This window comes from uncultured Litoreibacter sp. (assembly GCF_947501785.1).
Taxonomy (GTDB): Bacteria; Pseudomonadota; Alphaproteobacteria; order Rhodobacterales; family Rhodobacteraceae; genus Litoreibacter.
Window position 1 is genome coordinate 2,261,226 of sequence record NZ_CANMXB010000001.1, and the last position, 12,258, is coordinate 2,273,483.

The 12,258-nt window shown below is 64.6% G+C and carries 13 protein-coding genes; 6 read left to right on the forward strand and 7 right to left on the reverse strand.

All coding sequences use genetic code 11. From position 1 onward, the window contains the following. Positions 1 to 145: 145 nt before the first annotated feature. The 3 genes from Q0899_RS11295 to Q0899_RS11305 all read left to right on the forward strand — a co-directional run bounded on the left by Q0899_RS11295 (position 146) and on the right by Q0899_RS11305 (position 2,584). Positions 146 to 1,060, forward strand: coding sequence for an OmpA family protein (locus Q0899_RS11295; protein WP_298293837.1), 915 nt, complete (start codon positions 146 to 148; stop codon positions 1,058 to 1,060). A 201-nt stretch (positions 1,061 to 1,261) separates the two neighbouring features. Next, positions 1,262 to 2,074: an RNA polymerase sigma factor gene (locus Q0899_RS11300; RefSeq protein ID WP_299192882.1), complete on the forward strand. Its 813-nt coding sequence runs from the start codon at positions 1,262 to 1,264 to the stop codon at positions 2,072 to 2,074. A 111-nt stretch (positions 2,075 to 2,185) separates the two neighbouring features. Then, a complete protein-coding gene (locus Q0899_RS11305; RefSeq protein WP_299192884.1) occupies positions 2,186 to 2,584 on the forward strand; it encodes a DUF4440 domain-containing protein in 399 nt (132 codons plus the stop codon). Between the two features lie 5 nt (positions 2,585 to 2,589). Here the strand turns inward: Q0899_RS11305 and argE are convergent, their stop codons facing one another. Genes argE through Q0899_RS11320 form a run of 3 tightly spaced genes read right to left on the reverse strand, consistent with a single transcriptional unit; the run spans position 2,590 to position 6,300 of the window. Beyond that, the gene (argE, locus tag Q0899_RS11310) at positions 2,590 to 3,744 is read right to left on the reverse strand and encodes an acetylornithine deacetylase (RefSeq protein ID WP_299192886.1); all 1,155 of its coding nucleotides are present in this window, start codon (positions 3,742 to 3,744) and stop codon (positions 2,590 to 2,592) included. A gap of 4 nt (positions 3,745 to 3,748) precedes the next feature. After that, positions 3,749 to 4,930, reverse strand: coding sequence for a M24 family metallopeptidase (locus Q0899_RS11315; RefSeq protein ID WP_299192888.1), 1,182 nt, complete (start codon positions 4,928 to 4,930; stop codon positions 3,749 to 3,751). After that, complete coding sequence (locus tag Q0899_RS11320; RefSeq protein WP_299192890.1) at positions 4,927 to 6,300, reverse strand: aspartate aminotransferase family protein; 1,374 nt, start codon at positions 6,298 to 6,300, stop codon at positions 4,927 to 4,929. The genes Q0899_RS11315 and Q0899_RS11320 overlap by 4 nt, the downstream gene beginning before the upstream one ends. 318 nt (positions 6,301 to 6,618) lie before the next feature. On the opposite strand from Q0899_RS11320, the gene Q0899_RS11325 reads away from it, so the two are divergent. Then, positions 6,619 to 7,887 carry a hypothetical protein gene (locus Q0899_RS11325; RefSeq protein ID WP_299192892.1) on the forward strand — a complete coding sequence of 423 codons (1,269 nt, stop codon included), beginning with the start codon at positions 6,619 to 6,621 and terminating at the stop codon, positions 7,885 to 7,887. A 29-nt stretch (positions 7,888 to 7,916) separates the two neighbouring features. On the opposite strand, the gene Q0899_RS11330 is transcribed toward Q0899_RS11325, so the two are convergent. After that, the gene (locus Q0899_RS11330; RefSeq protein WP_298293858.1) at positions 7,917 to 8,384 is read right to left on the reverse strand and encodes a TerB family tellurite resistance protein; all 468 of its coding nucleotides are present in this window, start codon (positions 8,382 to 8,384) and stop codon (positions 7,917 to 7,919) included. Between the two features lie 137 nt (positions 8,385 to 8,521). Here Q0899_RS11330 and Q0899_RS11335 point away from each other — a divergent pair, with 137 nt between their 5' ends. Continuing rightward, positions 8,522 to 9,298, forward strand: coding sequence for a hypothetical protein (locus Q0899_RS11335; protein ID WP_299192895.1), 777 nt, complete (start codon positions 8,522 to 8,524; stop codon positions 9,296 to 9,298). 6 nt (positions 9,299 to 9,304) lie between these two features. Here the strand turns inward: Q0899_RS11335 and rpiB are convergent, their stop codons facing one another. Genes rpiB through nth form a run of 3 tightly spaced genes read right to left on the reverse strand, consistent with a single transcriptional unit; the run spans position 9,305 to position 11,384 of the window. Then, entirely contained in the window at positions 9,305 to 9,751 is a 447-nt protein-coding gene (gene rpiB / locus Q0899_RS11340) for a ribose 5-phosphate isomerase B (protein ID WP_298293864.1), read from the reverse strand. Continuing rightward, positions 9,748 to 10,743: an adenosine kinase gene (locus Q0899_RS11345; protein WP_298293867.1), complete on the reverse strand. Its 996-nt coding sequence runs from the start codon at positions 10,741 to 10,743 to the stop codon at positions 9,748 to 9,750. The genes rpiB and Q0899_RS11345 overlap by 4 nt, the downstream gene beginning before the upstream one ends. Beyond that, a complete protein-coding gene (nth, locus tag Q0899_RS11350) occupies positions 10,740 to 11,384 on the reverse strand; it encodes an endonuclease III (RefSeq protein ID WP_299192897.1) in 645 nt (214 codons plus the stop codon). The genes Q0899_RS11345 and nth overlap by 4 nt, the downstream gene beginning before the upstream one ends. Before the next feature lie 144 nt (positions 11,385 to 11,528). Here nth and Q0899_RS11355 point away from each other — a divergent pair, with 144 nt between their 5' ends. Next, positions 11,529 to 12,164 (forward strand): Hint domain-containing protein, encoded by a 636-nt coding sequence (locus Q0899_RS11355; protein WP_298293873.1) that lies wholly within the window; start codon positions 11,529 to 11,531, stop codon positions 12,162 to 12,164. The last annotated feature ends 94 nt before the right edge of the window (positions 12,165 to 12,258 follow it).

Consider the following 12,258-nt stretch of genomic DNA (forward strand, 5'->3'; position numbering starts at 1 on the left):
TAACAAAAACTGATCCTTGGTATGAGCGCGAGACCGCGCATTTGCAAGCCGCCAGACCTGACCTCAAATCACCCTGTTTTGACAAACTCGGGTCCGGCCAAATACAGTTGCACCCACCACCCTTGCCGCAATACCGGACCTGAACATGACCCTTAAATCTGTCTTGTTGCCCCTGATTGCCGCCGCCACGCTGGCCGCATCCTTGAGCCACGCCAGCTTTGCAGACATCGCCGGAGGGCAGGACCACCCCGTAACCGGGCGGTATGACGGCAGCGAAATGACTGGCTATTCCGCCCGCGAATTCGACACTTACACCACCTGGACCGGCGCAGCCTTCCCGCTGGAAGGCCAGGTGACCGAGATCGCCTACCAGATGCCCGAGGGCGTCACCCCTGTTGCCGCGATGCGCAACTTCGCCAACCGCCTGCAGCAGCAGGGTTACGCACCTGAATTTGCCTGCAACGCCGCGACCGACCGCAAGGCGTGTTCGCGCGACCTGACCTACGCGGTCAGCCGCCTGCCGTCGCCGCGGATGGTCGTGGACAGCTTCAACTACGCCTACACCCTGTTCCGCGACCAAGGGTCCGGCACCACCTACGTCGCCCTGCTGGCCAGCGAAAACAACGGCCGCACCTATTTGCAGGCCTCCGTCATCGAGCTTGAAGCGCTGCAATTCAAAATGGTGGATGCCGACGAGATTGCCGACGAACTGACCCAACTTGGCCATATCGCCCTTTACGGCATCCGCTTTGACACAGATTCCGCCACCCTGACCCCCGACAGCCTGGACACCCTGGCCGAACTGACCAAATACCTGCAGGCCCATGCCGACAAGGAGATCATGATCGTCGGCCACACCGACAACCAAGGCACGTTGGACTACAACATCGCCCTGTCCACCCGCCGCGCCGAAGCCGTGCGGTCCCATCTGGCGAACGCGCTTGGCAGCTCGGGCGAGCTGATGCGCGCCGCCGGGGTTGGATTTCTGGCACCCGTCGCCTCCAACGCCACGGAGGCAGGGCGCAGCCAGAACAGGAGGGTGGAAATTGTTGCCCGCTAACCCGCGCCTGCGCGCCCGCGCCGCCCTGAGCGTGTGCGCCTTGCCGCCAGCCTGTCACCCGCCGCCGCCAAGCTGACCGGCGACCGCGAAGGCCGCCCGGTCGCGCATCTTTTTGGCCGGCGCCACACAAAAAATCTGTCACACATCCGCCCCTGACATTGTCTAACCTAATATGAGACCAACAGTGACCAGAGCGGGCCGATGACCCAGAGCGAGCATTCCAAGATCAAACTGGCGCAGGACGGCGACGCCGCCGCCCTTGAAGACGTGGTACGCTCCATCCAGGACCGCGTGTTCCGCCTTGCCACCCGCATGCTTGCGGACCCGGTTGCCGCCCAGGACGCCACGCAAGAGATCCTGATCCGCATTGTCACCAAGCTGTCGACCTACCGCGGCGACAGCGCGTTCGAGACCTGGGTGTACCGCGTCGCAACCAACTACCTTTTGACCGCCCGCAAGATGATCGCCAACGACCCGGGCCTGTCCTTCGAGATGTTTTCCGACGACCTGCTGGACGGGCTGGCCGACGACCGGACCGCCGCCGCCGAGGACCACGTGATGCTCAACGAGCTGCGCGTGCGCTGCACCATGGCCATGCTGCTGTGCCTCGACCGCGACCACCGCGCCGCCTATGTGCTGGGCGAAATTCTGGAGCTGGACCACCGCGAAGCCGCCAGCATTGTGGAGGTCTCCCCCGCCAATTTCCGCAAGCGCCTGTCGCGGGCCCGCAGCGCCGTGCAAGCCTTCACCGCCGCCAGCTGCGGCCTGACCACACCCACCACCGCCGCCTGCACCTGCCGCAAAAGGCTGCCCGCCGCCATGGCATCGGGGCGCATCGGGCCCACCCCGTCCCCCGCGCTGTCGGGCGCCCCGTCAATGAGCGAGGCAGAGACCCTTGCCGCCGAAACCGAGGCCGGGCTGGTCGCCGCGAAACTGCAACGCGCCACCGGCCCGCTGACCCCGCTGAAAGACTTCGCCGCCGACGTTCTACGGATCGTCGACCCACCCGGCTAAGACCACCCCACCCCCAACCACATCAAAGGACCCAAGATGAAACATGCATTTGCATGGGTGACGGCGCTTGCCGTGGCCCTCCCCCTCCCCTTGTCAGCAGAAGGACAAAACATGACACAGGACCAACAAGACGTATTGCAGGCCATTCTTGACATGACCAGCAGCTTCCAGCGCAAAGATATTGCCCGGGTCATGGCCAGCTATGAGGGCCAGGCCACCGTTGTTTTCGAACCCGACGCCCCGATCGCCGACGCCGCTACGATCGAGCAGATGTTCACCGGCATGTCCGCGCTGGACCCGACCTTCGACTACCCCGCGGGCCACGAGGTGATTGTGAACGGCGACATTGCCATCCACATCTCCCCTTGGGTCATGTCGGCGCAGGACGCGGACGGGCAGCCGATCTCGGGCGGGGGGCTGTCCGTGGCCGTTTTGCGCCGGCAGGCCGACGGCAGCTGGAAGATGGTCATCGACAACCCGCATAGCGGCCGTCTGCTGGCGTCAGACTGACGGCGTTACTGCCCTAGCTTCGCGGCCAGCTTGCCCAGCATCGCAAGGCACTGACCAAGCTGCGCCGCGCTGACATATTCATCGGCCTTGTGGGCCTGCTCAATCGAGCCGGGCCCACAGATCACCACATCCATGCCGAGCGACTGGAAAATGCCCGCCTCGGTGCCGAAGGGCACCACGTCAGCGGCGTTGCGGCCAGTCAGTTCCGCCAGGATCGCGCGGGCCTCGTTTTCCAGCGTCGGCACCAGCCCGTCCACCTCGCCGACCACCTCGGTCTCGATGGCCGCGTCGGGAAACACCGCTTGCATGCGCGGCAGCAGTTCGTCGCGGCAATAGCGGTGCAGCCGCCCCTTGACGAAATCGGCGTCGGAGGGCTGCACCGGCCGCATTTCCCACCTCACCTGCGCCATGGGCGCGATCACGTTATGCACCGTCCCGCCGGACATCGCGCCGACATTGACCGTGGTCCAGGGCGGGTCGAACCGGCTGCCCGGCGGGGCCATGGCGCGCAGCTGATCCTTCAGCTCCAGCAGCAGCGCCACGTAGCGCGCCGCGTATTCCACCGCGTTCACCCCCTGATCGGGGGCCGAGCCGTGCCCCTCCAACCCCTGGAACCGCGTGGTGTATTCGTAGCAGCCCTTGTGCCCCTCGATGATCCGCATGCCCGTCGGCTCGCCGATGATCGCCACGCCGGGGCGCAGCCCCATCTCACCAAGCGACCGCGCCAGATGGCCCGCGCCGATGCAGCCGACCTCTTCGTCATAAGTGAAGGCGAAATGCAGCGGGCGGTCGCGCACCGCCTGCGCGAAGGTGGGCGCCATGGCCAGGGTCGCGGCGATAAAGCCCTTCATGTCGCAACAGCCCCGCCCGTAGAGCCGCCCGTCGCGCGCCACCATCTTGAACGGGTCGGTGGCCCACTGCTGATCGGAGACCGGCACCACATCGGTATGGCCCGACAACACGATGCCGCCATCGCATTGCGGGCCCAGCGTCGCAAACAGGTTCGCCTTCCTGCCGCTCGGGTCGCGAAACTGCTGAACCGAAGCCCCGCACGCATCCAGATGACCCGCGATGTAGTCGATCATCTCGAGATTGCTGTCGGCTGACACGGTTTGAAAGGCGATCAGGTCGGCGAGGATGGAGGTTGTCTTGTCCAGCATCGGCTCAGCCTTTGGCAAACAGCTTGCGGTCGACATTGCTCAAAGGCTCTGCCGCGCCGCTGTCGCGGATGAGAATTGTCTCCGTCGTCTCCAACCCCCAGCTGTCCATCCACAGGGCGGGCATGAAATGGAACACCATTCCGGCCCGCAGCTCGGTCTGATCCTCGGTGCGGATCGAGGCGGTGCGTTCGCCCCAATCGGGCGGGTAGCTGAGACCAATCGGGTAGCCCATGCGCCCCGACCGTTCGATACCGTGTTTGGCCATCACCGCCATAAAGGCATTTGCGATGTCGCATGTCCGGTTGCCCGCCCGCGCCGCATCGAGCCCGGCGGCAATGCCTTCAAGCTGGGCGGCCTCGGCGCGCCGCATCTCATCTAGCGGGGTGCCGAGGTAGATCGTGCGGCACAAGGGCGCGTGGTAGCGGCGGTAGCAGCCCGACAATTCGAAGAACGTGGCCTCGCCCGCACGCATCTTGTCGCCGTTCCATGTCAGATGCGCCGCCGTTGCATCCAGGCCCGACGGCGTCAGCGGCACGATGGCGGGGTAGTCGCCCCAATCATCGCCGACGCCGGTGATGCCCGCATGCATGATATCGGCCACCAAATCGTTCTTGCGCACACCCGGCGCGGCGCGGTCGAGCGCCACCTGCATGACCTTTTCCGAGATGTGGGCCGCCTTGCGGATGAAGGCAAGCTCGGCGTCCGATTTGATCAGCCTTTGCCAGTTGACGAGCGCGGTTGCGTCCTGCAGGCGGGCGTCGGGCAGCTCGGCACTCAGAACCTCATGGGCCTTGGCGGAGTAATAGTAATTCTCCATCTCCACGCCGATTGTCGCGTGGCCCAAGCCACGCGATTTCAAGACCGAAGCGAGATCCTGCATCGGGTGGATTTCAGTCGATTGCACATAGTGGTCGCCGTAGCCAAGGATGTTGCCGTGATCCATCCAGCAGGTGCGCCTGCCGCCCATCATATCCATATGGCGGCCCCACCAGATGGGCGCGCCCTCGGGCATCACGACGACGCCCTGATGCACATAGAAGGACCAGCCGTCATAGCCCGTCAGCCATGCCTGATTGGAAGGGTCAGTGACAAAGATCGCATCCAACCCTGCCGCCCGCATGGCGGCGCGGGTGAGGGTCAGGCGCCGGTCATATTCGGCAGCGGTGAAAGGCGCATTAGACGTCATCCGAGCACCGCCTTCACCGCGCGCACCGTGGCGGCGACGATCTGGTCGGCTTCATCATCGGTCAGGCAGAAGGGCGGCGCGAAGCCCAAAATATCGCCCTGCGGCATGGCCCTGCCGATGATCTGGTCCTGCTCCAACAGCTTGGCCGCAATCTGCGGGCCGATCTTGTCTGCGGGGTCATAAAACACCCGGTCCGCACGGTCTTTGACAAATTCAACCGCGCACAGCATGCCTTCGCCGCGCACATCGCCGACCTGCGGGTGGTCAGCCAGGGCGGCGCGCATCTTGGCATTGAAGCTTGCCCCGACCATGCCCGCGTTTTGCACCAAGCCAAGCGCGTCGATCAGTTTGAGGTTGGCCACCCCCGCCGCCGCCCCAATGGGGTGCGCCGAATAGGTCCAGCCATGCCCGATGGGGCCGTTTTCATCTGTCCCCCGCTCCAGCACCCGCCACATCTTGTCGGACACAATCGAGCCGGACAGCGGCGCGTAGGCAGATGTCAGCCCCTTGGCGATGGTGATCAAGTCGGGCCGGATGCCGTAATGGTCCGCCCCGAACATGGCACCGAGCCGGCCAAAGCCGGTGACGACCTCATCCGCGATCAGCAGGATGTCGTGCTTGTCGAGGACAGCCTGGATGGCAGGCCAATACCCGTTGGGCGGCGGGACGATGCCGCCGGTGCCCAAAACCGGCTCACCGATGAAGGCGGCAATGGTGTCGGCGCCCTCGCGCGCGATCAACGCCTCCAACTCCGCGACGCAATGGGCCACGAATTGGGGTTCGGACTGGCCGAGGTCGGCGCGGCGAAAGTAGTCGGGCGCGGTGGTGTGCAGCACCTGCGCCAGCGGCAGGTCGAATGTCTTGTGAAACAGCTCCAACCCCGTCAGCGACCCCGTCATCAGGCCGGACCCGTGATACCCACGCCAGCGGGAGATGATTTTCTTCTTCTCCGGACGCCCGAGGATATTGTTGTAATACCAGATCAGCTTGACGTTGGTTTCGTTCGCATCCGACCCGGACAGCCCGAAATAGACCTTCGACATGTGGCCCGGCGCGCGATCCAGCACCATTTTGGCCAACGTGATCGACGCCTCTGTGCCGTGGCCGACATAGGAGTGGTAATAGGCCAGCTCCTGCGCCTGCGCGGCGATTGCATCGGCGATTTCCGCCCGCCCGTACCCCACATTCACGCAGTACAGCCCGGCGAACGCGTCCAGCAACCTGTTGCCGTCCCGGTCCTCGATATGGCTGCCGGACCCGCCGGTGATGACCCGATGCGCGATGTTGCCCCGCGCAAATTCAGCCAGATGCGTGGACGGGTGGAAGAAGTTGTCCCGGTCCCATTCCTCAAGTTTGTCATTGTGCAGCATTGCCTGCCCCCTTGTTCCGGCCCCGCGGGGCCGGCTTTACATGAAAGGAGCCGTTTGCGCGCAAAAGAGGCCGGATGCCGGCATCTTACCGGGCGGGAAGCTCCGCTCACCCAAGCAGCAGCGCACAATGCCTTTATTGCTGAGGTGCGGAAACCATAGGAAAAACGGCGCGGCTTGGGAATGCGCAATCTTGCGCGCCCTTGCGTTCTTGCGCACCGCCCGGCGGCGGGGTCACGCAGAGTTCGCCCCTTTCGCAATGGCCAATACCGGCCATTCATGCGATGCCCATGCGGTTCATACTGACCCGGACTTCAAACATTGCCATTTGACCCAACCCCATTTGCGACATCCGCCCCCATGGGCGTGCTGCTGGCGTTGGGCCTGTTTGTGATCGCCTTCACCCTCCAGCTTTTCGCCCTTCGGCGGCTGGCCCCGCAAAGGCTTGTCGGCGACGAGGCAGAGTATCTCCGCATCGCCAATGGAGGCCCCCGCAGCACGGTATGGGTGCGCGTGCCGCTGGGCGCCGCGCTTCTGCGACCCTTCCGCCATTGGGCCGCCGCAGACCAGATCGACGCCGCCCGCCTCGCCAATTCGGCGGTGTCCTCCCTGAGCGTCGGGCTGGCCGCATGGTGCGCCTTTCAGGCGGGCGGGCTAGCCGCCGGGGCCTTGGCCGGTGCGCTGCTGCTGATATCTGTGGAGCGCTGCATTCTGGCCATCCACCTGTGGCCCGACATCCTGCTGGGCCTGTGGCTGCTGCTCTTTTCGCAAGCGATGCGCGACCCGGGGTCCCTGCCCGACATGGCGGTGCTGGGGGTCATCGCCGCGCTTGGCTTCCTGACGCGGGTGGATTTTCTGGCCTTGGCGGTTGTCGCAGCGCCGCTTGCGGCCCTTCAGGACACCGCGTTCTGGCCCAGCCTGTGCCTGGTCGCCGGCCCGACCGCCGCGGCGGTCGTAGGGCTAAGCCTATGGAACGGCAAACGTCATGGCATCTGGGCCCCCGACACCACCGCCCGGTTCAACCTCGCCGTGGCGGCCACCGAGGCGACCCACCCGCAGCTGACCACCGCCGATTTGATGCAAAAGACACTGGCCGCGGCGAGAGGCGGAACGCGGGGCGGGACACCGCCCGACCAGCCGGTTGAAGGCCTTTTGCGCGTGGCTGTCGGGAGCTTGGGTCTGGCGCGGCGTCGGCTGGCCACGCTGACCGGGCCAGAGACCTTTGTGCGCCAAAGCCTCATGTCGGGAAATCGGGCCGGATACGGACCCTCACATCGCGTGCACATTGGCGGGGTGATCGGGCTGAACCTGACGGGGTGGAGCAGCTGCCTGTTATTGGCCTACCTTCTGACGTTTCACCAGCACCCGCCCCTGTTGAATCTGCTGATCATCGTGGTCGTGGCTGTGCAGTCGGCCGTGCAGACCCGCAGCCGCTACCGCATGTCGTTGCTGCCGGTGCTGTCCACCAATGTCGCGGTTGCGATCTGCAGCGGCGGGGCGGCGCTGCCGTCATGGCCGGGCCTGATGCTGGCGCTGCTGTTTCTGGGTCTGCTTGCCACCACCCGACCCAGGGCCGAGGTCAAAACCTAGGCCGTCCGTTCCAGACACTGGCAAGTAAGCTACCCGCTTCGTGGCTTGCCCATATCCGTAGCCATGACCTCGTCATGCAGCTGCTTGGCGCGTTTGGGCGAGACGCCGAGGACGGCCTCGATTTCGTGGAGGACCTGATCCTCCTCCTCGGTCTCGACGCCGTCGGCGAACACGACGTGCCAGAGCGCGCGGAGGGTGGCCTCCTTCTCCTCGGTGCTGATCGCGCCTTTGAGGATCGTGGCGAGTTCTTCGGTGGCGGGCATTTCTTCTTCCAGCCGCTCGCAGGAGGCGCGCATCTTGGCGGCCTCGACCACATCCAGGTCGTTGCGTTTGGCGAGAATTTTGTCGATCAGCTCGATCTCTTCGAACAAGTAGGCCTTGTCAGCCTTGGCCGCCCGCACCATCAGCGTGCCGACCGCGTGGCGGGCATCGGATTCGGGCAATGGCGTGTGGTAGTCAGAGGCGCTGGAAAACAGCGCGCGAAGTTGGTCGAACATGAGAGCCCCGCCGGTCGTTGATTTGGCGCTGACGCTAATGGCGACGCGCGGGATTGGCAATTGGCCCGCCCCGTTGGCCTTTGCGCGGCATTTGACATAGTTTGGCGGGGAACCGACCCAACCCCGCAGGAGCCCCCTTGAGCAACACCGACGCCATCGCCCGCAGGCTGTTCGACAACTGGACCACCAAGCGGCAATTCGAGACTATGGCGGGGGATCTGGCGATCGCCTCCGTGGCGGATGGGTACGCGGCGCAGCAGCGCCTGCAAGCGCTGCATATCCCGCAGCGCGGGAAGATCGTGGGGCGCAAGATTGCGCTGTCCTCAAAGGCCATGCAGCAGATGATCGGCTTTGACACGCCAATTGCGGGCGCGATTTTTGCAGGTGACGTGCACGCATCGCCGGCCCGTATCAAGGCGGCGGATTTCGTGCGTCTGGGGATGGAGTTTGAACTGGCGATCGAGCTGAACGCGGATGTTGCGCCGCAAGCGGAGCCGCATAGCGCGCAATCCGTCTACGCGCTGATCGAAACCGTGCGGCCCTGCTTCGAGCTGGTTGAGGACCGCAACGCGGATTACGCCAATTTGGACCCGCTGACGCTGCTGGCAGACAACGCATGGTGCGGCGGGATTGTGCTGGGCGGCGAGGTCACGCAGTGGCGGGCGTTGGACCTGAACGACATCCCCACCGTGGTGGCGCAGGACGGCGTGGCGGATGAGCCCGCCAACACCGGCGCGGCCGACCCGCTGGGGTCACTGGCCTGGGTGCTGAACCATTTCAGCGCGCGCGGGATTGGCTTGTCGAAGGGGGAGCAGATCATAACCGGCTCCGCCGTCAAGACCCGGTTTCCGGGGCCGGGCGACGCCTTTCGCTACGAGGTTGCGGGGGCGTCGGTTGAGGTGCAGATCGCCTAAAGGCGGCTACGCCTCCAGCGCGGTGATCATGTCGACGCGGGTGGCGTGGCGGCCGCCTTCGAATTCGGCGGACAAGAACGCCTCGACGATCTCCATTGCCAGCCCCGCGCCAATCACCCGCGCGCCCAGCGCCAGCATGTTGGCGTCGTTATGCCCGCGGATCATCTTGGCAGAGAACGTATCGGAGCAAACCCCGCACCGCACGCCTTTGACCTTGTTGGCCGCCATCATGATGCCCTGCCCCGTGCCGCAGACAATGATGCCCAGCGCGCAGTCGCCCGAGGCCACGCGCTGCGCCGCCTCCGCCCCGTGCTTGGGGTAAGGCGTGCTTTCGGACGTGGTGGGGCCGATATCGACCGCCTCCCAGCCCAGCGTTTCCACATGAGCGGCTATGGCCTGACGCAGGCCGATATCGGCGTGGTCACTGGACAGGACGATACGTTTGTTGGTCATAGCAGGCCCTGCTTCTTGAATAGCGCGTGCAGGTCCGCCTCGGGCCGGGCACCAATGTGGGAGATCACCTCAGACGCCGCAACGCAGCCCATCTTGCCGCAGGTTTCAAGATCATGCCCGTTGGTCAGCGCCCAGAGGAACGCGCCGGCGAAGAGGTCGCCCGCGCCGGTGGCGTCAACGATTTGCACCGGCATCGCTGGCGCGTGCCAGCGTTGACCGCCCGACAGAACATGCGCCCCGTCTGCCCCGTCGGTGCAGGCCACGATCTCCACCTCAGAAGCGGCTTGGGCCAACGCGGCGTCGAAATCATCGGTCTCATACATCGACAGCATTTCGGCGCGGTTGCAGAACAGCAGGTCGATATGATCCTTGATCAGCGCGCGGAACGCATCGCGATGCCGGTCGACGCAGAACGGGTCGCTGAGCGTGACGGAGACGCGGCCCCCCGCGCCCTTGCACGCCGCGATTGCCTTGTCGAAGGCGGCCACGGATGTAGGGCCATCGAAACGGTAGCCTTCGAGATAGATCCAGTCGGCATCGGCGCATTGCGCTTCGTCAATATCATCGGGGCCGAGGAATTCGGTGACGCCGAGATAGGTGTTCATCGACCGCTCCCCATCAGGCGAGACCAGCACGATGCAGCGGCCGGTTTCGGCCTCGTGATCCTTGGGCGCCAGCGGCGTTTCGTAGTCCGCCCCTTGCGCGCGCAGGTCATGGGCGAAAATCTCGCCCAGCTGGTCGTCTTTGACCTTACCGACATAAGCCGTCTTGCCGCCCAGATGCGCGATGCCCGCGATGGTGTTGGCCGCCGAGCCGCCCGAGATTTCCTTGGCGGGGCCGATGAGGCCGTAAAGCTCAACGCCGCGGGCCTTGTCGGTCAGCTGCATGATGCCTTTGTCGATGCCGTTTTCGGCCAGAAAGCTGTCCTCGCAGGGGGCCAGCACGTCCACCATGGCGTTGCCGATGCCGACAACCTGATATTTCTTCGTCATAGGTTTTTATCCTCAAAAGGGCAGAGATCGCGGATCAAACAATTGCCGCACATTGGTTTTCGGGCTTTGCACACGTAGCGGCCATGCAGGATGAGCCAGTGATGTGCGTGATGTTGGAAGGCGACGGGGATGTGGTCCTCGATGGCGCGTTCGACCGCGTCCACATCCTTGCCGGGGCAGATGCCGGTGCGGTTGCCGATGCGGAAGATATGCGTGTCGACCGCCTGGCTTGGGTGGTGCCACCACATGTTCAGCACCACATTGGCGGTTTTGCGACCCACGCCCGGCAGCGAGACCAGCGCGGCGCGGGAGCTGGGCACCTCCCCGCCATATTGATCGACAAGGATCTGGCTCAGCTTGATGACGTTCTTGGCCTTGTTGCGGTAGAGGCCGATGGTTTTGATGTGCTCGATCACACCCTCCTCGCCCAGCGCCAGCATCTTCTGCGGCGTGTCGGCGATTTGGAACAGCTTCTCGGTGGCCTTGTTCACCCCCACATCGGTGGACTGGGCCGACAGGGCGACCGCCACGACCAACGTGTAGGCGTTGGTGTGGTTCAGCTCCCCCTTGGGTTCGGGCTCAGACGCCTGAAACCGGGTGAAAATCTCGTTGATCGTTGCATAGTCGAGCTGCTTGGCCATAGCGCGCATATGCCAAACACGCCGGTCGGCGGCAATGGGGCCTGGCCGTTTTAGAAAAAATTGAGGGAATTTGGTCGGGGATCATTACCCCTGCTTAACCTCCTTCAGCCACACCTGCCCCACACGCACCTGTTTGGGGACAGCATGGCAGAACGAATCTGGGATATGAAAACCACCGGGCTTGGCCCCGGCACGCAGGTTGACACCACCGAAGGGCCCGTGCCGGTCGAGTGGCTGTCGACCACGCACCGCGTGCTGACCCGCGACCGCGGCCCGCAACCGGTTCTTGAGGTTGGGCAACATATCCTGCGCCCGCTGGACGGCGCCTATGTGCCGCTGGTCACCATCCTGCCGGACGCCTTTGGGGACGACGCCCCCAACCACCCCCTGACCTTGCCGCCGCACCACCAGGTGCTGCAGACCACCGCCGACATTGCATTGCAGTTTGGCACCGACGCGGCCCTGTGCCGAAGCGGCCATCTGGTCGACGGCCAAAACGTCAGGTGTCACCACAGCGGCGAGGCCGTCGCCTTTTACTCCGTCCTGACCCCGGACCATGACGTGATCCGCGCCAACGGCATCTGGGTGGAAACCACCTTCGCCACGCCCGACAGCGAACTGGTACGCCTTGACACATTATCCCCCGGTATTTTTGCGCAGCTCCGGCTGCATGACGGGGGTCACATATCGGCCTACCCCTGCCTTGAAGAATGGGAGGGCCGGATGCTGGCCCGTCAACGCAGCCGCCGCCGGCCATGGGCCTTTGCGCAGGTGGCCTAGCCCCCACAGATGCCGGGTGCATGAATTTGCACAAGTTTCGGGTCGAAGCGATGAGGGTGATCCCCTAGATTGGGTGCATGTCAAAACAGGACGT

Bases quoted from the DNA above. Each gene is read 5' to 3' on its own strand.
- Q0899_RS11300 (WP_299192882.1), top strand. From the start codon at position 1,262: ATGACCCAGAGCGAGCATTCCAAGATCAAACTGGCGCAGGACGGCGAC.
- Q0899_RS11330 (WP_298293858.1), bottom strand. From the start codon at position 8,384: ATGTTCGACCAACTTCGCGCGCTGTTTTCCAGCGCCTCTGACTACCAC.
- Q0899_RS11320 (WP_299192890.1), bottom strand. From the start codon at position 6,300: ATGCTGCACAATGACAAACTTGAGGAATGGGACCGGGACAACTTCTTC.
- argE (WP_299192886.1), bottom strand. From the start codon at position 3,744: ATGCTGGACAAGACAACCTCCATCCTCGCCGACCTGATCGCCTTTCAA.
- Q0899_RS11355 (WP_298293873.1), top strand. From the start codon at position 11,529: ATGGCAGAACGAATCTGGGATATGAAAACCACCGGGCTTGGCCCCGGC.
- nth (WP_299192897.1), bottom strand. From the start codon at position 11,384: ATGGCCAAGCAGCTCGACTATGCAACGATCAACGAGATTTTCACCCGG.
- Q0899_RS11315 (WP_299192888.1), bottom strand. From the start codon at position 4,930: ATGACGTCTAATGCGCCTTTCACCGCTGCCGAATATGACCGGCGCCTG.
- Q0899_RS11345 (WP_298293867.1), bottom strand. From the start codon at position 10,743: ATGACGAAGAAATATCAGGTTGTCGGCATCGGCAACGCCATGGTGGAC.
- Q0899_RS11295 (WP_298293837.1), top strand. From the start codon at position 146: ATGACCCTTAAATCTGTCTTGTTGCCCCTGATTGCCGCCGCCACGCTG.
- rpiB (WP_298293864.1), bottom strand. From the start codon at position 9,751: ATGACCAACAAACGTATCGTCCTGTCCAGTGACCACGCCGATATCGGC.
- Q0899_RS11305 (WP_299192884.1), top strand. From the start codon at position 2,186: ATGACACAGGACCAACAAGACGTATTGCAGGCCATTCTTGACATGACC.